The following is a 20,396-nucleotide window of genomic DNA, read 5'->3' as shown; positions in this document are numbered from 1 at the left end:
GGAACCTCCCATGAGCGTCAACGCACTCGACCGCCCACGGGCGGAAGCCGAAAACTCTGCACCGCAGGCTGCGGGCGCCGCGGCCATCCATATCAAGGGTCTGGATAAGAGCTTCGGAAACAACCGCGTTCTGCGCGGCATCGACCTCGATATTGCCGCCGGCCAGTTCGTTGCCGTCATCGGCAAGAGCGGCTGCGGCAAGAGCACGCTGCTGCGTATCCTGATGGGGCTGGAAGAGCCGAGTGCCGGCCATCTGCGTTTCGAAGCGGTCAATGGCAGCGACGCGCAGCCCAATACGCGCATCGTCTTTCAGGAGCCGCGCCTGTTGCCCTGGTTCTCGGTTGCAGACAATGTCGCCGTCGGTCTGGGTGAGGGTGTGCCCAAGGAGGTGTTGCGCAAGGAGACTGCGTCCGTTCTTTCCGAGGTGCAGCTCGCCGAGAAGGCAGGCGAATGGCCTTCCAGCCTTTCCGGAGGCCAGAAGCAGCGCGTGGCACTTGCGCGAGCGCTCGTCAGCAAGCCCGGCATCCTCGCGCTCGATGAGCCGCTGGGCGCGCTCGATGCGCTCACCCGCATCAGCATGCAGGAATTGCTGAACCGCGTCTGGCGCGAGCTTGGCTTTACCGCGGTGCTGGTGACGCACGACGTCAGCGAAGCCGTGCATCTGGCCGATCGCGTCGTGGTGCTGGACGAGGGACGGATCGTGCTCGACCTCGCCATTCCCTATCCGCATCCGCGCCGTCACGGCAATCCGGCGCTTGCGGAACTCGAAGGGCAGCTTCTGGCGGCCATCCTTGGCGAAGTTCGGGGTTAATTCGCTCTCGTATCGTCTCCCTCGACGAAGAGCCTGAGATTATCGAAGCCGATTTCGGTGCCCATCAGCCGCGAGCCGTTGTCGCTGTAGCCGTCGAGGAACACGACCTGCTCGACGAACGTCATCTTCGTGCCGCCGAGCTCCTGGGCGAAGTTGACGGTCGCGAGCGATATAGAGATGCGCTTATCGTCGAGCATCATGTCGAAGGCGTAGATGAAGCGCTCGTTCTGGACGACGTCGATATAGCGCGCCTGATAGGCATGCACGACGCCATCCGCCGAGGCGACGCGATTGCGTTCACTGCCGCCGGTGCGGAAATCGAGCTGAAACTCCAGCGGCTTCCAGCCTTCATGACAGGCAAACCATTGCCGCTTCTGCTCGGGTATTGCCCAGGCATTGAAGACCTTGGGCAGGGGCGCCTTGAAATGACGCTCTATGGTGATGGTCGTATGGTCCGTTGATCTCACGCTCATTCGCCTGTCGTCTCCGTCGATGTGTCAGCCAGGAAGAGGTCGAGCCGGTCGAAGGTCCTGTTCCAGGACGCCTTGCGGTCGGCAATCCAGCGCTCGACGGCTGCGAGCGCCTCCTTGCGAAGGTGATAGGTCCGCACCCGGCCGGCCTTTTCCGATAGCACCAGCCCGCTTGTCTCGAGCACCTGCAGATGCTTCATCACGGTCGGCAGCGCCATGTCCAATGGCTGCGCCAATTCCGTAACGGAGGCAGGGCCGCGTCCGAGCCGGTCGATCATGCCGCGGCGGCTCTGATCGGAAAGGGCCTGGAACATGCGGTCGAGTGCCTGCGGTTCCTCAAGCATTCGGCTTTTCCGGCCGGAATTGCACCGGCAGTTTCTGGCTGTAGGGATAAAAATGGAAGTAGGGCATGGCCTCCTTCAGCACGCGCGCGAAGGAGGGGCGGTCGAGGAGACGTTGATAATAAGCCTCCAGTCGACCATGTTCCTCGCCAAAGGGAACGAGCGTTTCGGCATAGAATAGAGCCGGTGCGGCGGCGCAATCGGCCATGGTCAGGCGGTCGCCGGTGATCCAGATCTTCCCGTCCAACTGTTTTTCGATCATTCCATAGGCCGTGCACAGCAAGGTCTGGGCTTCGGCAACGCCCCGAGGGTTTTGGTCCCTCTCAGTCCTGCGCACGTCCGCGACGATTTTCTGCATCGGGTCCTGCACATAGAGATCGAAGAAGCGGTCCCAAAGCCGCACACACAGGGCATCGGACGGATCTGTCGGCAGGAGCGGTGCGGCTCCCGGATAATGCTGGTCGAGATATTCGATGATGATGCTGGTCTCGGGGACGGTGCTGTCGAGTGCTTCATCGCGCAGCACCGGAAACTTGGCGAGCGGCCAGAGGCGCACCAGCGAGGCGCGCGATTCCTCGTTGCCGAGATCGATGATGCGGCTTTCGAACGGCGTGCCGTTTTCATAGAGCGCCATCAAGACCTTATGACAGAATGAGGCGAGGGGATGCTGGTAGAGAATAAGGGACATGCGACGACCTTTCCGAGATCAAGGTTCGAGCTGATACTTATCTGAATGGCTAAGTATCAGCTCCCGCGCCGCCGCGCAAGAAAATACTTATCCTTTTGGATAAGTATTTCTATCGATAGATATCCGCAGTCTCAATCGGCGATCAGGCGGGCGATGATCAGATGGCCCGGCGTCGGCCGGCCGTCTTCCATACGGACATTGATGTCGGTGATTTCGACGAGCTCGAAGCCGGTCGCGGTCAACCGCTCGCGGACATAGGCCTCGGAATGGGCGAAGCGCTGGTGCGGGCCGACCATATAGGGCCGGCCGGCCATGGTCGCATCCGGCAGGGTCTCGGAGGAGAAGATGAAGAGGCCGCCCGGCGTCATGTTTTCGGCCGCGCCGAAGAAGAGCGGTTCCAGCGCACCCAGATAGGGCAGGACATCGGTTGCGGTGATCAGGTCGAAAGCATCCTCGTCGTTGTCCTCGAGGAAATCCTCGACTTCGGCGACGAAGAGGGTTTCGTAGATTTCCTTTTCATGGGTGACTTCGACCATGTTCTCGGAAATATCGATGCCGGTGATATCCTCGACGATATCGCGCAGCGTGCCGCCCGTCAGGCCCGTGCCGCAGCCGAGGTCGAGCATGCGCTGGAAGGGGCCGAGGCCGAGCGCCTGCAGGCGCTGGCGAACGAGGACCGGGACGTGGTAGCCGAGCTGCTCCACGAGCACGTCCTCAAAAACCTCCGCATGCTGGTCGAACAGGGTCTCGACGTAAGCGTCGGGCGCCTTTGCCGGCGTTTCGCCGCGCCCCATGGAGGCAATGCGCACGGCTGCGCCGCCATGGTCTTCCGGGTCGAGGGCCAGAACGTGCTCATAGGCCCGAACCGCAGCGTCGATATCGCCCGCCTTCTCCAGCGCCAATGCCTGGTTATAGGCTTCCGCAAGCGCGTCTTCGTCGATCTTCTTTTTTGCCATGGTTCCAGGCCCTTCCTTTTGTCACGCAGGCATTAAGACGCTTGCGCGGCTTTTGCAATGCTTGCCGTGCAGGCGCAGAATATCGCTCTCGGCGAAGGCGAATTGGGGGCGCTATCCGCATAGAACAATCAATAAGGGAGGAACGACAATGGATACCGAACTGACGGCCGGAGGCTCGACGGGCGATGGAGCAGGGCGTGTGCGCCCCTCCCTGCCGGCGACCTCGGCTGAAGTCACCAACACATTGACGCATTACTATCGAGGCGAACTGGCGAGAATGACCAGCTGGCGCGACCGTATCGACCGGACGTCGAACTGGGCGATCACGGTGGTCGCGGCGCTGCTGTCTGTATCGTTGTCGACGCCGTCGTCGCATCACGGCGTGCTGTTGTTCGGGATGATGCTGATCACGCTTTTGCTGATGATCGAGGCGCGGCGATATCGCTTTTTCGATGTCTACCGTTCGCGGGTGCGGCAACTGGAGCGGCACTATTTTGCGCAGATTCTGTCGCCGCAAGCCGAACTCAATTCCGACTGGGCTCTGCCGATTGCGGCTAGCCTGCGGTCTCCGCGGCTGCTGCTCAGCCATGCCGAGGCGGTGCAACGGCGGTTGCGGCGCAATTACTGCTGGATGTATGCGATCCTGCTGCTGGCGTGGGTCCTGAAGATTTCGACGCCGAGGTTGCAGACGGACGCCCTGGCGCAGGAGCAGGCGCGCTCATGGGGCTATATTGCCGACAATGCGGCCCTCGGACCGATGCCCGGCTTCGTTGTCATCATCCTCGTCGCCGCCTTCTATGCCGCCATTCTCTACGGCACGCTCCATCGCGGGCCTGACGATGGCGATTTCATCCATGGCGAGGCGCATGTCTGACGGCCGCCGCTCGCCACCTGAACAAGGCGACATACTCGGCCTCATGCCTCAGTGCAGGATGAGCTCCCCCTTCACCGCACGCCATTCGGTCGCCGAAATCAGCTTGCGATGGACATAGCGCACGGAATGGAGCGGCCCATCCAGCGTCTCCTGCCAGAATCTCAGGAAGCCGCGCATTTCCGGGAAGTTCGGGGCGAGATCATAGTCTTGCCAGATATAGGTCTGGAGAAATTGCGGATGGTCGGGCAGGCGGTAGAAGATCTGCGCTGTCGTCAACCCATAACCCTGCAACTGCTTTTGCATGTCGTCGTGCATGAGCTTTCTCTTTCCGTTCCCATTTTTGTTCGTGACTCATGGTCACATGGATATGGAAACAGCTGATGGTAAACTCAAGCTTTACAAAACCGTCATGAAGGCAATTTTATTCACAGAAATCAATATGTTAGCAGCGAAGATCGGAGAGTGCTGCCAAAGGCGGCGCTTCAACGCCGCCCCTTACGGGATCAGCGCTTGAGATGCCGGGTCAAGCGGCCTTCCATCCGCGCCCAGCCGTTGCGCATGAGCTCGACGATCACCAGGTAGAAAATCGCTGCCCAGAGATAGATCTGGTAGTCGTAGGTGCGGGAGAACGCGTAGCGCGTCTCGCCCATCAGGTCATAGACGGTGATGATGGAGACGGTGGCCGAGCTCTTGATCAGAAGGATGATCTCATTGCCGTAGGGGCGCAGCGCCACGATGAGCGCCTGGGGAATGATGATCTTGCGGAAGGCGATCCACGTGTGGATGCCAAGCGCATTTGCCGCTTCTCTCTGCCCCTTCGGCACGCTCTGGATGGCGCCCCGGACGATTTCCGTCTGATAGGCGGCCGTGTTCAGCGTCATAGCGAAGACGCCGCAATAGAAGGGGTCCTTGAAGAACCACCAGAGGCCGATATCCTCGAAGAGCCAGCGAAAGCTCGGAAAGCCGTAATAGACCATGAAAATCTGTGCCAGCAGCGGCGTGCCGCGAAACAGATAGACGTAGCAATAGGTCAGCGTGCTCAGAATCCTGTTGCTCGACATGCGGGCAAACGCCAGCGGTATCGACAGGATCGCGCCGAGAACAAAGGATATGGCGACCAGCTTGACGGTGATCCAGAGGCCATGCAGGAGCCGAGGCCCGTAGGTCTGGAGCTTGTCGACATCCCAGCCGGTCACGACCATCGATATCAGGGCGATGCCGAGAATGGCCCATAGGGTCAGGAAGGAATAGCCGGCGATGGCGGATTTGGACAGTTTTCTAGCTGCCTTTGGCGGCGCAGGCTGTGCCGCTATCAGGACTTCGGCATGGCTCATCGATGAACCTCCGCACGTTTGGCCCATCGATCGAGATAGAAGAGACCGATCGAAGAAATCACGGCCAACGTCAGATAGAACAGGCAAGCGATTGAATAGAAGGTGAAGGGTGCTTTTGTCGAGCGCACGGCGATGCCCGTTTGCCTGATGATGTCGGCAAGACCGATGATCGAAACGTAGGACGTGTCCTTCAGCAGGTTCATCCAGAGATTTCCAAGGTTCGGCAGCGAGATGCGGACAAGCTGCGGCAGGATGATCAACCGCATCGTGCGCACGCGATGGAAGCCGAGCGCGTCGCCGGCTTCGTATTGGCCCTTGGGGATCGCCTTGAAGGCGGACACCAGCACCTCGGAGCAATAGGCCGAGAAGACGATCGCCAGGGCGATCATGCCGGCGGCAAAGGCATTGATCTCGATCGGGCCATCATAGCCGAATTTGGCTAGCACGGACTGCAGTAGGATCTGCATACCGTAGTAGATGATGAACAGCGTCAGCAGCTCCGGCAGGCCGCGGAAAATCGTCGTGAACACGCCGGCGGCAAGCCGCAGCGACTTCTCTTCCGATTGCTGCGCAAGTGCGACGAAGAAGCCGATGACGAGCCCGAGCGGCAGCGTCAGCACTGCAACGGCTATCGTAACCTTCAGGCCACCGGCCAGTTCATCGCCCCAGCCGGTATCACCACAGGCCAGCATCGTGTTCTGGAAGAACACACTGAACAAACCGGCCGGACCACACAATGGGTCAAAAATCGTAGTCAACCAGGTCCAAAAAGAACCGAGGGCGGAAAACAATCCGCTCATGCTGTATTTCCCCTAGCGGCTTTTGCCGCGTTTCTGCTTATATTCTTCTCGTTGTCAAACAAAAACGGCGGAAGAGCAAGCTTCCGCCGTCGTCTTTTCCCAGGGAATCGACGGACGATCAGTCGCCGTAGACGTCGAAATCGAAATACTTGTCCTGAATCTTCTTGTAGGTGCCGTCGGTGCGGATCGCAGCGATCGCGGCGTTCAGCTTGTCCTTGAGAGCCGTATCGCCCTTGCGGATAGCGATACCGGCGCCAGCGCCGTTGACGACCGGGTCGATTTTCAGCGTGCCGAGCATCTTGCAGCAGCTGCCGGCATCCGACTTCACCCATTCCGACAGGACGACGACGTCGTCGATGGCGGCATCGATACGGCCGTTGCCGAGGTCGAGCTTGTATTCGTCGGCCGACGGATAGAGCTTCAGCTCGGCGTCCTTCAGGTGGACGGTCGCATAGTTGGCATGGGTCGTGGAGGACTGGGCGCCGATCGACTTGCCCTTCAGGGCTTCGTCGGTCGCTTCCTTGATGGTCGAATCCTTCGGAACGGCGATCGCCGGCGGCGTATTGTAGATCTTGTTCGTGAAGTCGACGATCTTTTCGCGTTCAGGCGTGATCGACATGGACGAGATGACGGCGTCGAACTTCTTGGCCTGCAGGGCCGGGATGATGCCGTCGAAATCCTGATTCACGAAGCTGCACTTGACCTTCATCTGATCGCAAAGCGCATTGGCTATATCAATGTCGAAGCCGACGAACTTGCCGCCTGCTTCCAGCGATTCGAAGGGCGGGTAGGTCGCGTCGGTGCCGAAGACGATCGTGTCGCCGTCCGCAAGCGCCGCGCCTGCGACGAGCGACATCGCGGCGAAGGATGCAGCGGCAAAAAGACGAGTGGAGATGCGCATATTGACCCTCTCTGTTGGTGGCCGGCGGCCCATTATTGTTTTTGGCAGACGGCTCGAGTGGAGCGGGCCGGTGGCCCGCCTTGTGGCGATATTCGTACTTTTTTTTTGGAAAATGCAACTGGAATTACGAAGGTAACCCGCCTTTGCGCAATGCCGCCGTAATGCGAACGCGCCAAAGGGAAATCTGAACGAAAGCCATCCGCTACGTTCAGCCAGGGTTAATTGCGGCAACCTAATAGTGCGGGAACTTATAGCGGCTTGCCGCGATTCAGCCTCATGAGAACCGAAAATTGGCCGGGATCTTGAGGCAATCGCCTTGCCCGCTGAGATTCGCAATTCGGCGGACAAAGATCATAAGAGGAGACCCATATGGGAAAGCGATCCAGACTTTTTGCCAGCGCCGCGTTTCCGCTGCTTTCGCTATCGCTCGCATTCGAGCCGGCAGCAGCAGCGGCGCTTCGTGAACAGCCCATCGCACCGCTGAACAATGGTATCGTTGGCGCGAACACCGTTGCTGCCAGCTCGAGTTTCGAGGTGGCGCAGCAGGAAGCGCCGGCAGCGCAGCCTGACGAAGAGCAGCCCAAGCACAAGAAGCCCGCCGAAGGCGGAGAGGGTGAACCGCAGGGCCAGAAGCATCAGGGTGGCGCGGAACAGCAGCACCAGATGAAGCAGGCCGAGCCTGAAGGCGAGCCGCAGCAGAAGGCGCCGAAGCAGCAGCAGCCGGAAGCCCAGCCGCCGAAGGCCGAGCATCAGCAGCCCGCGGAGCAGGAGCAGCCGAAGCCGCAGAAGCAGCAGCCGGCTGCAGAGGCTCCGCCCGAGCCGAAAAAACAGCGCCAGCAGCCGGCGGAAGAGCCGCAGGCCCAGCCTGAAGCCAAGCCGCAACCCAAGGCCGTTGCTCCCGAGGCCGAGCCGGAAGCGCCTCAGCCGAAGCCGAAGGCCAAACAGCCGGAAGCCAAGCAGCCCGAGGCGGAACAGCCGGCCGAGGCTCCGCAGCCGAAGGCAAAACAGCAGCCTGCCGAAGAGGCCCAGCCTGAAGCCAAGCCGCAGCCCAAGGGCAAGCCTCAGCCGAAGGAACAGCCTGCGCCGGCGCAGAATGAAGCCCCCGCGGCACAGCAGCCGCAGAACCAAGAGGCTCAGCCCGGAAAGCAGGCGCAGCCTGAAGCCAAGCCACAGCCCAAGCAGCAGGGTCAGACCGAGAACCCGGCAAAGCAGCCAGCCGAACAGCAGCCTGCACCCGCAGGCGAGCCGGCGCAGGGTCACAAGGCTCAGCCGGGTACCGAGGCACAACCCGGAGCGCAGGGCCAGCCCGAAGCCCAACCCGCAACGCCCGGCGCCCAGCAGGGACAGAAGGGTGGCGACAAGACCCACGGCAAGCAACCGCAGAATCAGCAGCAGGGCGAGCAGCCCGCTGCCAATCCGCAGCAGCCGGCCCAGAAGGGCGAGCCGCAGGCAGAGCCCACCCAGCCCGAGAATCAGGCAAAGCCGCAGCCCGGCAAGCAACAGCCGGCCAACGGCACCGAGACACCGGCACAGGGCGGTGCGACCGCTCCGGCGGCCAACGGCAACGGTCAGCAGGCCGGCGAAATCCAGGTGCCTCCGGCCGAGCAGGTCTCGCCGCAGGAGCTGGAACGCCGAAAGAAGATCGCCGAGGACCCAGCGTCCGCCAAGGGCCCGGTCATCCTGCCCGTTGAAAACGGCAGCGCCGTTCTCGACAGCCAGAAGGATGCGGTTCGTCGTGGCGAGCATCTGAACAACGGCCAGAACCCCGGCGCTCCGGGAGCTCAGGGTGGTCGTGGGCAGGGCCAAAACGGTCAAGGTCAGGGCCAGAACGGTCAGGCACAGAATGTTCCGGGCCAGCAGCCGCCTCCGGCCTATACGAAGCCGCCGGCATCCGACGCCGAAGCTCAGCGCGTGACGGGTGGAGGCCAGGCACAGCCGCCCGTGAAGATCGAAGCCGTGACCAGCGAGCAGGGGCGCCGGATCGACCGCCGGCCGGATTTCGTCGCGCCGCAGGGGCCGCAAGGAACGATAGTCCAAACCATCATCAATCAGGACAATCGCACCGTCATCAACGTCGACAACACCTATGTGGTTCGCCACGATGACAGCGACCGCTTCGTTCGTGATGGCGAGCGTCCGAACTATGAGCAATTGTCGCGGGATCGTTATCGCGAGACGATCGATCGGCCTGATGGCGATCGCATCGTTACCATTCGCAACCGCTATGGCGACATCATCCAGCGCTCGCGCATCGACGCCCGCGGCCGCGAATACGTGCTGTTCTACTCGCCGGAGCTGGAAGACCAGCCGGATCATGACGACTATTTCCGCGATCCGGGCGACAGCCTGCCGCCGATGCGCCTGCTCATTCCGTTGAGCCAGTACATCATCGATACGGCATCCAACCGTAACGCCGACTATTACGACTTCCTGCGCGAGCCGCCGGTCGAGCCGGTCGAGCGTATCTATTCGGTCAACGAAGTCCGTTATTCGGCTCGTATCCGCGACAAGATCCGCCGTATCGACCTCGACACGATCACCTTCGCAACGGGCAGCGCCGACATTCCGATGTCGCAGGCGAGCACTCTGCGTGGGGTCGCCGACGGCATATCGAAGATCGTCAAGCGTGATCCGACCGAGACCTTCCTCATCGAAGGTCATACGGATGCCGTGGGCTCGGCCCAGAGCAACCTGATCCTGTCGGACCAGCGTGCGGAATCGGTCGCCAATGTCCTGTCGGATGTCTACGGCATTCCGGCCGAAAATCTGGTAACCCAGGGCTATGGCGAGCAGTACCTGAAGGTGAACACGACCGGCCCGTCGCAGGAGAACCGCCGCGTCACCATCCGCCGCATCACGCCGCTGGTGCGCCCGGTTGCCTCCAACCGGTAAGCGTCAGGCTACATTCAAACGAGGGGCCGCCGGGAAACCGGCGGCCTTTTCATGTCGGCGGCTTGCCGAGGCCGACCCTTGCGGCGATGAAATCGGCAATGGCAAGCGTATCGTTGAGGTCGAAAACGGCAAGCGAGCCGGCGTCTTCCACCGGATGGTCGGCGGCGATGGCGACGATGTGGGGGTCCTGAGGGGCAAGCGGTTCGCATTTGGCCGCTTCCAGCCGGCGGGCCTCGATCTTGGGTATGGGTTCGCGCTTGTAACCCTCGATCAGAACGAGGTCGCAAGGGGCAAGGCGCGCCAGTATCTCTTCGAAACTGGGTTCCGGCTCGCCGCGCAATTCGTGCATGATGGCATAGCGTGTGCCGGAAACGATGGTGACTTCATGCGCGCCAGCCTCGCGATGGCGAAAACTGTCGGCACCGACCTTGTCGATATCGAAATCATGATGCGCATGCTTGATCGTCGAGATCCGATAGCCGCGCTGGGTGAACTCGGTGACCAGCCGCACGGCAAGTCCCGTCTTGCCGGAATTCTTCCAGCCGGCAAGACCGAAGATTTTTGGTCGAGACTTCGTCATGGCATGCTTTCCAAGGCTGCCAGCCACGTCTCGGCTTCGGCGAGATCGGCGGGCGTATTGATGTTGAAGAAGGGGTCGAGAGGGCCGATGGCCGTTTCAATTGCAGGAAATTCCACCTGCAGGACCTTGTGCAGGGCGAGGAAATCCCTGACGCGGCGCTTTTCGTCGGAGACGATCCATCGCTCCAGATCGGTAGCGGCAGAAACGGGCCAAAGGCCGAAAACGGGATGATCCTGGCCGAGCGATGCGGCAATGGCAATCTCGTCGGGACCGTGGAGGACATCGGCCAGGCGCGCGATGAGGTCGGGCGCAAAGAAAGGGGTGTCGATGGGGATCGTGGCGACATGCGAGACTTGCGGATATCGCAATATCGCATCTTGCATTGCGGCGAGCACACCTGCAAGCGGCCCCAATTTTCCGGGAATACTGTCGGGGACAAGCAACATCCCCATGGCATCAGGCCAATCGGTATCCGCATTGAGAGCGATTGGCCTGCTTTGCCGTTCTCCGATTTTCGAGGAGATGCGGGCGAGCAGGCTTTCGCCGGCGAGCAATGCGAACGCCTTGTTGACGCCCATACGGCTCGACCGGCCACCCGCAAGCAGAACGACGGGAATGTCTTCAGGTTTGGCGATGAAGCCGGGCATGATTGCGACCTCAGGCGGGAACGCGGGGTTTTGATTCCTGTGCGACGGGCTCGGCCGCCCTCCGCTTGCTTTCTCGATAGAAAGTATAGATGCCGGAGGCGATGACAACGGCCGCACCGATGATCGACCATCCGTCCGGCATCTCGCCAAAGGCGATCAGGCCGAGCAGAGCCGACCAGATGAGACTGAGATAGCGGAACGGTGCGATGAACGAGATTTCGCCCGTGCGCATGGCCAATATGACCGCCTGATAGCCTATCAGCACCAGAACCGAGGCCAGCAGGATCTGGAGAAGCGACGTTGTGCCCACCGGTTGCCAGCCACCAAGGGGAACGATGCACAATGCTCCGAATATGGAGATGGAGATTGCGGTGCAGAGCGTCACCATCAGCGATGGCACGTCCTTGTCGACGCAGCGGGTCGCCAGGTCTCGGGCCGCGGTCGCGAACATGCAGGTGATGACGAGCAGCGCCGCGGTGTTGAAACCGTCCGGTCCGGGCCGGATGATGATGAGAACACCGACGAAACCGACCATGATCGCCGTCCAGCGCCGCCACCCCACCGGCTCCTTCAGAAAGATCATCGCGCCGAGCGTGACGGCAAGCGGCACGGCCTGCTGGATGGCCGAGGCATTGGCAATCGGCATCATTCCAAGGGCGGTAATATAGGTTATCGCCGCCAGCGCCTCGCAGGCGATCCGCAGCGCAATCATTGGCTGCAGAATGACCTTCCAGCTGCGCAGCGCACCCATGCGGCGGGCGAGCAGATAGACGAAAAGGGTCGTAAACAACCCGCGGATGAAGATGATCTCGCCCGCGTTCATCGTGACGATGACCGACTTCGACAAGGCGTCGCTGCAGGAAAAGCCGGCCATGGATATGGCCATGAGAAGTGCGCCCTGCGTATTCTTGGTCAGTCGCATGAGAAAGATGAGTCCCCCCGATATATCCATCTGGATTAGCGCCGTTTTCCGCAAATTGGAATCGCTTGTCCTTTGACTGCGGTTGAATTCGATTGTGCGATGCGGTGGAGTTGTCGCGAAACAGACGGTTTTTCGCGCAATGGTCGCGAAATAATACGTCGGTTGTAATATTTTTGCCGATGCGAAGGGTTTCAGGCGGGGGATTAATTCTTATTCAATCTTATTTCCCGAGGCTCGCAGCGGTTTTGCATGAGGCAGAAGCACCTACCGCAGCGCAGCAGGAATGACGATCCCGCCTTCGCTGGAGATTTTTAATAATCCAGTTGAGGCGCCGCATGTTTTTCATTGATCGTCTTTTGCAAGGCCGCAGGATTGTCACCAAGGTCCTTATTTTCGTGGTGCCGCTGGTGGTTCTCATCGCTGGTGTGGGCCTCGTCGGCTATCACACGGCCAATATTCTGAACGGTCATATGACCGTGACGCGCGCCACGATTGAAAACATCAGTGACTTTGAAAATCTGCAGGCCGCCCTGCAGGAATTCACCGGATCGCCTTCCGAAGAGACCCGCCAGGGACTGGCCGACAAGATCGATGCGCAGGAGCGGGGCGTGCTTCGCCTGAGCGGGTTGCTGAGCGACGATCAGCGCGCCAAGATCGTTCCGGTCAGCGATCTCGCCGCCAAGATGCGCACGCAGGAAGCCACGCTCTGGTCCATCCGGCAGAAGCAGGATAGCGACGTCGGGGCCATCCAAAAGGCCGTCCAGAACATCGAGGCGACCGCCAAGGCGGCCGGCAAACAGATCGACATCATCCGCAAGGATTTCAGCGACAAGGAAACTTTCGCCAAGGAACTGCTCTACGATGCCGCTGCCTATAAGGGGCTCTCGGAGAAGATGAGCAATCTGCGCATTCAGGTGCAGATGGCCGCCGACTCCACCGAAGAAATATCGGATGCGCGCACTTATGCGGACGCCATTCTGAAGCAGGTCACCATTTCCAAGGCGCTGGTATCGAAGCGCGGCGCCAGCCTCGTTGCGAACGCCTCCGATGCTGCCGACAAGCTCGATGCGGTCCTGAAGGGCTCCGGCACGCCCGACCAGAAGGTCGAGGCCATGGGCCCGATCCTGCAGAGCTTCGTGAAGATCGAGGGCGAGATGACCCTCCAATCGGCGAAGAACAGCGACACCGCCGCCGATCGTTTCGTCAGTCTCGACAAGATCATCGACGGCCAGAAGGAGCTTCTGGATCATGTCGACCAGGCGCTCGGCCTCGTCGACCGTCTGACGTTACATGCCTCGCGCATGGAAAATGTCCGCGATGCCGCTTCACGCGATCCGGTGCTTGCGGATCTGAAAGACCTGCAGACGGTTGCAGCCAGAATTTCGGAGCTCGGCCAGACGAACGCCACCATGCGTGACTTTGCGGCTCACATGAAGCCATTGATCGACGGATTGACGAATGGATCGGCCGATCTGCTGCAGACCTCAGCCGACTGGAAGACGACACGTGTTCAGTCCAACGGTATGCTGGCCGACGCGATGACGTCACTTCGCAGCTTCGTCGCTCAGGCGCAGGAGATCGGCAAGGAAGACAGCGAGCGTTCAGCCAATGTCTCGGTCATCGCCATGATCCTCGGCACGCTGCTCGCCATCATCGGTGGCCTGATGCTGGTGGAGACCCTCCGTGGCCCGCTGAAGCGCGTCAGCGAGATCATGACGCGCCTTGCAAGCGGTGATCTGGAAGTGGCGATAGACGGGCGCAATCGCGGTGACGAGATCGGCGACATGGTGCGCTCCGTCAGCGTCTTCCGCGATGCCGCGCTTGAGAACGTCCGCCTGGAGCGGGAGGCGGAAAGCGCCCGTGCGCTCTCTGCGGAGGAGGCGGACCGCCGTGCCGCCGAGCGCGCCCGCATTGAGGCTGAACAGAAGCAGGCGCTCAACGCCCTGGCCGAGGTTCTCGCCAAGCTTGCCGACGGCAATCTGGAAGAGAGCATGCGCGAAGATCTCTCCGCGGACTTCGTGGAAATGGCCTTCACCTACAATCATGCAATCGAAGCGCTGCGCGAGACGCTGACTGACGTTCGCTACACCGCTGAAGAGATCAAGGGCGGCACCGGTAATCTTGCCATGTCGGCGGACGATCTGGCGCGGCGTACAGAGCAACAGGCGGCCGCTCTCGAGGAAAGCTCGCGGGCGCTGCACCGTCTGAGCGACGTCGTGCGTTCGACCGCCGATCGCGCCCGGCAGACCGCGAGCTCCGTCAATGAAACGCAGGCCTATGCGACGCAATCGGGCGAAGTGGTGGCCAAGGCAGTCGGCGCCATGAGCGAAATCAACCGCTCGTCGGAGAAGATCGCCACGATCATCGGCGTCATCGACGAGATTGCCTTCCAGACCAATCTTCTCGCGCTGAATGCCGGCGTCGAGGCAGCCCGCGCCGGCGAGGCGGGCCGCGGCTTTGCCGTGGTGGCACAGGAAGTCCGCGAGCTGGCGCAGCGCTGCGCCAATGCGGCGAAGGAAATCAAGGGTCTGATCTCGGCAAGCTCGACGCAGGTGCAGAATGGCGTTCGCCTGGTCGAGCAGACCGGCGCGGCGCTGACGGAGATCATCAGCCACGTTACCGGGGTCCAGAGGCTCGTGGCCGATATTTCGTCCGCTACAACCGAGCAGTCGACCGGCATCGAGGAAGTGACCCGCGCTGTTTCCGAAGTCGAGTTGATCACCCAGCGCAACGCGGCCATGGTCGAGGAGAACAATGCCGAAATCCACGGCCTGCGCCAGCGCGTCGATATGCTGTCCGAAAAGATCGATCGTTTCCGGACCGGCGATGGCGAGACGGATTACCCAAATTATGATGATGCGGAAGCGCGCTACCGCGCTGCGTAAGGCTGCATCGGTCGAAAGAGCACCAGGAATCAAAAAAAAGCGCCGGGCCAATGGTCCGGCGCTTTTCGATTGACGTTTGTTAGGGCGATCGTTGAATTGCTGGCGAATTATCGACCGAGATGCAGTGTTTCGCCATCGGCGGGGATCAGCAGCCGCGAGGGGGCGATATCGCCAGCGTCTGCCGCTTGGCGAAGGTCATGCCGCGTCACAGTGGCGTGGTCGAGCGCTTCCATGTGGGTTGCGACGATGATCGCCTGAGGTGCCAGGCGGCTGACTTCGAGCGTCTGGTCGGCATCCATCACGATCAAATCCCCGTCCCAGCGTGCGCCGCAGGAATGCGTGATGATGATATCGGGCGAGACCTGCTGGATTGTTTCAGCGACCGGCGGATAGAGCACCGTATCGCCTGCCCAGTAGACAGTGGGTTCGCCGGCAGCCTCGAGCGTGAAGCCGATGACATGGCCCATTTTTTCCACCACCGGCCCGAGGCCATGGCTGCCTTGCCGCGGCGTGATCGTCAGTCCTTGCCATAGGGTGGATTGGGTGAGGGGTGTGACGCTGGTAAAGCCGGACTCCCGGATCTTCTCTTCGTCGCCGGGTTGGCAGAGGATCGGCAGCGATTTCGCGACGCGCTCCTTTGCCACGCCATCGAAATGATCGGTATGCAGGTGCGACACGATCACCAGCTCGACGCCATCAAGGATGTCGTCGATCGAACATGGCAGTTCGGTCATCGGGTTTGGAGAGCGACCCGTGAAGGATGGGAGACTGTGGCGCGGCGCGAAATAGGGATCGATCAGCAGGACATGGCGGCCATAGGTGATCTTCAGCGTCGCATTGCGAATGAGCTCAAGCTGCATGTTGATGTTCTCGATAGGGGTTAGCCGCCGGTAACGCTCATGTGGCGCGCGACTGCCGGTCGATTGTGCGTGCGGTCGATGATGAAATCGTGACCTTTAGGTTTGCGGGTAATCGCTTCGTCGATCGCGGCATGGAGCAGGGCGTCGTCTTCACTGGCGCGGAGCGCCGTGCGCAGGTCGGCCGCGTCATTCTGCCCAAGGCACATATAGAGCGTGCCCGTGCAGGTGAGCCGCACGCGATTACAGCTTTCGCAGAAATTATGGGTCATCGGCGTGATGAAGCCGAGGCGACCGCCTGTTTCGGCGACTTCGACGTAGCGGGCAGGGCCGCCCGTCTTGTAGGGAATCTCGGTCAGCGTGAACTGACGCTCGAGATCGGCGCGTAGCTCGGAGAGCGGCAGATACTGGTCTGTACGATCCTCGTCGATCTCGCCCATGGGCATGGTCTCGATGACGGTCAGGTCCATGCCGCGACCATGCGCGAACCGAAGCAGCCCGGGAATTTCGGTGTCGTTGAAGCCCTTGAGCGCGACGGCGTTCAGCTTGATCTTCAGGCCGGCGTTCTGCGCCGCGTCGATGCCTTCCATGACCTTGGAGAAGTCTCCCCAGCGGGTGATGGCCTGGAATTTGTCGGGATCGAGCGTATCGAGCGAAACGTTGATGCGTCTGACGCCGCTATCGTAAAGCTCGTCGGCATGGCGGGCGAGCTGCGAGCCGTTCGTCGTCAGGGTCAATTCGTCGAGCGTGCCATTCTGCACGCTTTCGCCCAGCTTGCGGACAAGGAACATGATGTTCTTGCGTACCAATGGCTCGCCGCCGGTGAGCCTGATCTTGCGGACGCCCTTGGCGATGAAGGCGGAACAGAGCCGGTCGAGCTCTTCGAGCGTCAAGAGATCTTTCTTGGGCAGGAAGGTCATGTGCTCCGCCATGCAGTAGGTGCAGCGGAAGTCGCAACGGTCTGTGACGGAAACGCGCAAATAGGTGACGGCACGCCCAAAGGGGTCAATCATCGGGCCTGTATCCGCCGCCAGCGGCGATGCGTCGCCTATCATACCAACAATGCTATTCACTCGAACCTCCGTCAGGCTACTAATGTGTGCATAGGCGATTGTTGCGTCAAGGAAAATGCTTTTCAATTAGACTTGCGTATATAGGAGCCGCGGCATAATTCTCGACAAAGCCACTGAAACAGTTGGAATATCGATGAGCGACACCTGGCCGACTGAATTACGAGTTTCGAAGGATCGTCACCGCCTGCTGGTGACATTCGATGACGGCGCGAGTTTCGATTTGCCGGCGGAGATGCTGCGGGTCCTGTCTCCCTCCGCCGAAGTGCAGGGGCACGGGCCGGGACAGAAGGTCACCGTGCCCGGCAAGCGCGATGTCGGCATCATGTCGATGATCCCCACAGGCAACTACGCCGTGCGCATCGGGTTCGACGACATGCACGACACGGGCATTTTCACATGGTCCTATCTGCGCGAACTGGGCGAGAAGGGCCATGAGCTTTTTTCGGCCTACGAGGCCGAATTGAAGGAAAAGGGTCTTAGCCGCGATCCGATCAGAAGGCCGCACTAGAGCCGGATGATTTTAGGTCGAATCGACGTAAAATATGAATCCGCTCTAGAATCAAAGAAGTAGAGCGTGATGTCATCCGAAAACCGCCTACACTTTTCGGCATCACGCTCTAGCACAATCTTCAGCAACGGACGGAGGGGCGCAGGCATGATCCTGGGGGGTAGGGAAAACTGGCTTCGCGCCAAGGGCGGCAAGAACGAGAGCAAGGTCTCCTTCGTCGAGCTGTTTTTCGATCTGGTCTTCGTCTTCTCGATTTCGCAGCTGGCGCATACCCTGGCCGAGCATTTCACGGTGCTGGGCGTGCTGGAAGCCATCATGCTGATTTTCGCGGTGTGGTGGGTATGGGTCTGCACGGCATGGGTCACGAACTGGCTCGATCCGGATCGCATGCCGGTGCGCATCATGCTGTTCACGCTGATGTTCGCGGGCCTCATCCTTTCGGCCGCGATCCCGGAGGCTTTTGGCGAGAAGGCGATTTTCTTTGCCGGCGCCTATGTCTTCATGCAGGTCGGGCGATCGCTCTTTACGGTCTATGCCCTCAGGCACGCCAGCCGCTCCAACTACCGCAATTTCCTTCGCATCAGCAGCTGGTTCATATTCTCGGGCATTTTCTGGATCGCCGGTGCGCTGGTGGAGGGCGAGACGCGGCTCATACTCTGGCTGCTGGCGCTCATCATCGAATATTCGGCTCCAGCGCTGGGGTTTCGGGTGCCCGGCCTCGGTCAGTCGACGACCGCCGACTGGGATGTCTCTGGCGCCCATCTGGCCGAACGTTGTGCCCTTTTCATTATCATCTGCCTCGGCGAGGCGGTTCTCCAGGCGGGCAAGGTCTTTGCCGAACAACCGGTCACGCCTTTGATCGTTGCAGTGTTCATTACCGCCTTCGTCGGCACTGTCGCCCTCTGGTGGATCTACTTTCAGTTCGGTCATGAAAGGGCCGCTCACCGCATCGAACACGACGAGACACCCGGGAGCATGGCGCGGCTGGCGTTCACCTATGCGCATATTGCCATTCTCGCCGGCATCATGCTGAGCGTCGTCGGCGACGAATTCCTGTTCGCCCATCCTCGTGATCCCGCCGATATGCATGCAGCCGCGGCCATCCTTGGCGGCCCGGTCGTGTTCCTGCTCGGAAACCTGTGGTTCAAAGGAGTAACCACCGGCCGGCCGCCATTGTCGCATACGGTGGGTCTCGCCGGCCTGGTGCTTTTGCTCCTTACCTTGCCGATGGTCATGGTCTACCAGCTCGGCATTCTCGCCACGGCCGTGCTGATCGTCGTTGCGATCTGGGAGTTCGCCTCGCTGAGCCGCGTCGTCCCCTCGGCGCGCTCGACCAGCGATCACTGATCGTCAACCAGCTCCAAGGGTTCGCGCTCGTCCTGCATCAGCAGGCCGATGATGCGCTCCATGTGGGCCGTCATGCGTTCGCATTCGTCGATCGGCGCATCCGACATTGTGCGATCGATGAGTGCCGTCTGGATGGTCATCGCTTCTTCCGTCACGCGCCGGCCTTCCTCGGTCAGATACAGGCGCAGCACACGCTTGTCATAGGGGTCGCCGCGCCGCGCGATCAATCCGCGCTTTTCCATCTGCGGCAGCAACATGCTCATGTTGGAGCGGCCGACCAGCAGCTTGCGGGCGAGTTCCTGCTGGGAAATGCCTTCGAAGCGAAAGAGATTGACCAGAATGTCGAGATGCGGCGGCTTGATATCGAGATATGCCAATGCCCGCGCCAGCGATTGCTGCATCAACTGGCAGGCGCGCGCGACGGCAATCCAGCTTCTAAAACGCGGATGGTCCCAAAGAAGGGATTGATTTTTGTTCATCGTTGTACTTTATTGTTCATGGTTGAACATTACTGGATTCCCACTATGCCATCCTTTGCGCTCAAGGTCACCCGGTCGGGTCTGTCCAGCCTCGAACGGCTATCTCCGCGGCTCGCCGGCAAGGCAGCTTTCCGGCTTTTCTGTCTGACGCCGCCGCGTCGGCCGCGCGGCTCAAAAGCCAGGGCAGCGCATGTGGAGGGCAGGGAGCGCCTTCTTGCGGCGGAGCGGATCATGCTGCCGTTTACAGGCGGTCGCGCCATGGCCTATCGTTTCAATGGCGGGGCGAAGGGGTCGCGCAAGCGGTATCTCGTCGTGCATGGCTGGGGCTCCAGCAGCGAATACATGTCCGAATTGACGGCGTTCCTTGCCAGCAGCGGCGCGGAAGTGATTTCGCTCGATCTTCCCGGGCATGGCCGCTCGGATGGACGGTTCCTGAACGTGCGCCTGGCCGTTTCCGCCATCGCAGCCGCCTCGGCGCGCTTTGGCGCCTTCGATGCCGCGATCGGACATTCCTTCGGCGGGGCATCTCTGACGCTGGCGTCTGCGGGCTTTCTGCCTGATGTCGATCCGTTTCGGCCAGGCAGGCTGGTGCTGATTGGCGCGCCGAGTGCCATGGGCTGGCTGTTCAAGGATTTCGGCCGCCTGATGAGGCTCGGCCCAGCGACGCAGGCGGCCCTGGAAGACGAGGTCCGCCGGGTGACGGGCAGGACGCTTGCTTCCTATGACCAGAAGCGCGGCAGGCTCGATCCGAGCCGACCTGTGCTCGTCATTCATGCCGAGGACGACAAGGAGGTGAGTGCCGATCACGCGCGCGCCTATGCCGCCGAGGGATCGCATGTTCGCCTTTTCTGGGCCAACGGCTTCGGCCACCGGCGCATCGTCGGCGCCGCACCGGTGTTTGGCGCGATCGAGGGCTTTCTTGCCGAGGATATCGAGGTGGAAAATCCGCTCGAAAATCATGACGAGACGGTGCTATCGTTTTACCGAACCCCGCTGCGTCGCTCATCATAGCAACCCTTGCGTCGCGCGGG

Annotated in this window: 22 protein-coding genes; 8 read left to right on the top strand and 14 right to left on the bottom strand. The window is 60.8% G+C overall.

Going from position 1 to position 20,396, the window contains the following annotated elements; all coding sequences use genetic code 11:
• Positions 1-10: 10 nt before the first annotated feature.
• Entirely contained in the window at positions 11-811 is an 801-nt protein-coding gene (locus ACIQWP_RS11555; RefSeq protein WP_402786612.1) for an ABC transporter ATP-binding protein, read from the top strand.
• Here ACIQWP_RS11555 and ACIQWP_RS11550 read toward each other — a convergent pair.
• The 4 genes from ACIQWP_RS11550 to ACIQWP_RS11535 form a co-directional block, all read right to left on the bottom strand.
• A complete protein-coding gene (locus ACIQWP_RS11550) occupies positions 808-1,284 on the bottom strand; it encodes an SRPBCC family protein (RefSeq protein WP_402786609.1) in 477 nt (158 codons plus the stop codon). The two genes, ACIQWP_RS11555 and ACIQWP_RS11550, sit on opposite strands and share 4 nt — an antisense overlap.
• Positions 1,281-1,625: an ArsR/SmtB family transcription factor gene (locus ACIQWP_RS11545; protein WP_402786606.1), complete on the bottom strand. Its 345-nt coding sequence runs from the start codon at positions 1,623-1,625 to the stop codon at positions 1,281-1,283. Before ACIQWP_RS11545 ends, ACIQWP_RS11550 begins: the two co-directional genes overlap by 4 nt.
• Entirely contained in the window at positions 1,618-2,310 is a 693-nt protein-coding gene (locus ACIQWP_RS11540; RefSeq protein ID WP_402786603.1) for a glutathione S-transferase family protein, read from the bottom strand. The genes ACIQWP_RS11545 and ACIQWP_RS11540 overlap by 8 nt, the downstream gene beginning before the upstream one ends.
• Before the next feature lie 131 nt (positions 2,311-2,441).
• Positions 2,442-3,266 carry a methyltransferase domain-containing protein gene (locus ACIQWP_RS11535; RefSeq protein WP_402786600.1) on the bottom strand — a complete coding sequence of 275 codons (825 nt, stop codon included), beginning with the start codon at positions 3,264-3,266 and terminating at the stop codon, positions 2,442-2,444.
• Positions 3,267-3,414: 148 nt separating this feature from the next.
• Between ACIQWP_RS11535 and ACIQWP_RS11530 the strand changes: the two genes are divergently transcribed.
• Complete coding sequence (locus tag ACIQWP_RS11530; protein ID WP_402786597.1) at positions 3,415-4,140, top strand: DUF2270 domain-containing protein; 726 nt, start codon at positions 3,415-3,417, stop codon at positions 4,138-4,140.
• Between the two features lie 48 nt (positions 4,141-4,188).
• Here ACIQWP_RS11530 and ACIQWP_RS11525 read toward each other — a convergent pair whose 3' ends face one another.
• A complete protein-coding gene (locus tag ACIQWP_RS11525; protein WP_402786594.1) occupies positions 4,189-4,455 on the bottom strand; it encodes an usg protein in 267 nt (88 codons plus the stop codon).
• On the opposite strand from ACIQWP_RS11525, the gene ACIQWP_RS11520 reads away from it, so the two are divergent.
• Complete coding sequence (locus ACIQWP_RS11520; protein ID WP_402786591.1) at positions 4,454-4,654, top strand: hypothetical protein; 201 nt, start codon at positions 4,454-4,456, stop codon at positions 4,652-4,654. The genes ACIQWP_RS11525 and ACIQWP_RS11520 overlap by 2 nt on opposite strands.
• On the opposite strand, the gene ACIQWP_RS11515 is transcribed toward ACIQWP_RS11520, so the two are convergent.
• From ACIQWP_RS11515 to ACIQWP_RS11505, 3 genes are all read right to left on the bottom strand, one after another.
• Entirely contained in the window at positions 4,644-5,474 is an 831-nt protein-coding gene (locus ACIQWP_RS11515; RefSeq protein ID WP_402786588.1) for an ABC transporter permease, read from the bottom strand. The two genes, ACIQWP_RS11520 and ACIQWP_RS11515, sit on opposite strands and share 11 nt — an antisense overlap.
• Positions 5,471-6,274: an ABC transporter permease gene (locus tag ACIQWP_RS11510; protein WP_402786585.1), complete on the bottom strand. Its 804-nt coding sequence runs from the start codon at positions 6,272-6,274 to the stop codon at positions 5,471-5,473. Before ACIQWP_RS11510 ends, ACIQWP_RS11515 begins: the two co-directional genes overlap by 4 nt.
• 118 nt (positions 6,275-6,392) lie before the next feature.
• Positions 6,393-7,175 carry a transporter substrate-binding domain-containing protein gene (locus ACIQWP_RS11505; RefSeq protein WP_402786582.1) on the bottom strand — a complete coding sequence of 261 codons (783 nt, stop codon included), beginning with the start codon at positions 7,173-7,175 and terminating at the stop codon, positions 6,393-6,395.
• A 369-nt stretch (positions 7,176-7,544) separates the two neighbouring features.
• Here ACIQWP_RS11505 and ACIQWP_RS11500 point away from each other — a divergent pair, with 369 nt between their 5' ends.
• Positions 7,545-10,067, top strand: coding sequence for an OmpA family protein (locus ACIQWP_RS11500; protein WP_402786579.1), 2,523 nt, complete (start codon positions 7,545-7,547; stop codon positions 10,065-10,067).
• A gap of 49 nt (positions 10,068-10,116) precedes the next feature.
• Here the strand turns inward: ACIQWP_RS11500 and mobB are convergent, their stop codons facing one another.
• Genes mobB through ACIQWP_RS11485 form a run of 3 tightly spaced genes read right to left on the bottom strand, consistent with a single transcriptional unit; the run spans position 10,117 to position 12,216 of the window.
• A complete protein-coding gene (mobB, locus tag ACIQWP_RS11495; protein ID WP_402786576.1) occupies positions 10,117-10,647 on the bottom strand; it encodes a molybdopterin-guanine dinucleotide biosynthesis protein B in 531 nt (176 codons plus the stop codon).
• Positions 10,644-11,294 carry a molybdenum cofactor guanylyltransferase MobA gene (gene mobA, locus ACIQWP_RS11490; protein WP_402786574.1) on the bottom strand — a complete coding sequence of 217 codons (651 nt, stop codon included), beginning with the start codon at positions 11,292-11,294 and terminating at the stop codon, positions 10,644-10,646. The genes mobB and mobA overlap by 4 nt, the downstream gene beginning before the upstream one ends.
• A 10-nt stretch (positions 11,295-11,304) precedes the next feature.
• Positions 11,305-12,216: a DMT family transporter gene (locus tag ACIQWP_RS11485; RefSeq protein ID WP_402786571.1), complete on the bottom strand. Its 912-nt coding sequence runs from the start codon at positions 12,214-12,216 to the stop codon at positions 11,305-11,307.
• Positions 12,217-12,551: 335 nt separating this feature from the next.
• On the opposite strand from ACIQWP_RS11485, the gene ACIQWP_RS11480 reads away from it, so the two are divergent.
• Positions 12,552-15,101 (top strand): methyl-accepting chemotaxis protein, encoded by a 2,550-nt coding sequence (locus ACIQWP_RS11480; protein WP_402786568.1) that lies wholly within the window; start codon positions 12,552-12,554, stop codon positions 15,099-15,101.
• Positions 15,102-15,208: 107 nt separating this feature from the next.
• Here the strand turns inward: ACIQWP_RS11480 and ACIQWP_RS11475 are convergent, their stop codons facing one another.
• Both ACIQWP_RS11475 and moaA read right to left on the bottom strand, forming a co-directional pair.
• Positions 15,209-15,961, bottom strand: a complete 753-nt coding sequence (locus ACIQWP_RS11475; RefSeq protein WP_402786566.1) for an MBL fold metallo-hydrolase — start codon at positions 15,959-15,961, stop codon at positions 15,209-15,211.
• Positions 15,962-15,981: 20 nt separating this feature from the next.
• Complete coding sequence (gene moaA / locus ACIQWP_RS11470) at positions 15,982-17,013, bottom strand: GTP 3',8-cyclase MoaA (protein ID WP_402787574.1); 1,032 nt, start codon at positions 17,011-17,013, stop codon at positions 15,982-15,984.
• Between the two features lie 151 nt (positions 17,014-17,164).
• On the opposite strand from moaA, the gene ACIQWP_RS11465 reads away from it, so the two are divergent.
• Complete coding sequence (locus ACIQWP_RS11465) at positions 17,165-17,539, top strand: gamma-butyrobetaine hydroxylase-like domain-containing protein (protein ID WP_402786565.1); 375 nt, start codon at positions 17,165-17,167, stop codon at positions 17,537-17,539.
• A gap of 147 nt (positions 17,540-17,686) precedes the next feature.
• On the top strand, positions 17,687-18,886 hold the full coding sequence (locus tag ACIQWP_RS11460; RefSeq protein WP_402786563.1) for a low temperature requirement protein A: 1,200 nt from the start codon (positions 17,687-17,689) through the stop codon (positions 18,884-18,886).
• Here ACIQWP_RS11460 and ACIQWP_RS11455 read toward each other — a convergent pair.
• A complete protein-coding gene (locus ACIQWP_RS11455; RefSeq protein ID WP_402786560.1) occupies positions 18,880-19,365 on the bottom strand; it encodes a MarR family winged helix-turn-helix transcriptional regulator in 486 nt (161 codons plus the stop codon). The genes ACIQWP_RS11460 and ACIQWP_RS11455 overlap by 7 nt on opposite strands.
• Before the next feature lie 45 nt (positions 19,366-19,410).
• Here ACIQWP_RS11455 and ACIQWP_RS11450 point away from each other — a divergent pair, with 45 nt between their 5' ends.
• Positions 19,411-20,376, top strand: coding sequence for an alpha/beta hydrolase (locus ACIQWP_RS11450; protein WP_402786557.1), 966 nt, complete (start codon positions 19,411-19,413; stop codon positions 20,374-20,376).
• Positions 20,377-20,396: the final 20 nt, after the last annotated feature.

The organism is Rhizobium sp. NPDC090279 (assembly GCF_044769665.1).
In the GTDB taxonomy this organism is placed as follows: domain Bacteria; phylum Pseudomonadota; class Alphaproteobacteria; order Rhizobiales; family Rhizobiaceae; genus Rhizobium.
The sequence above is the reverse complement of the archived record's forward strand: the minus strand, read 5'-3'. Positions and strand labels throughout refer to the sequence as shown.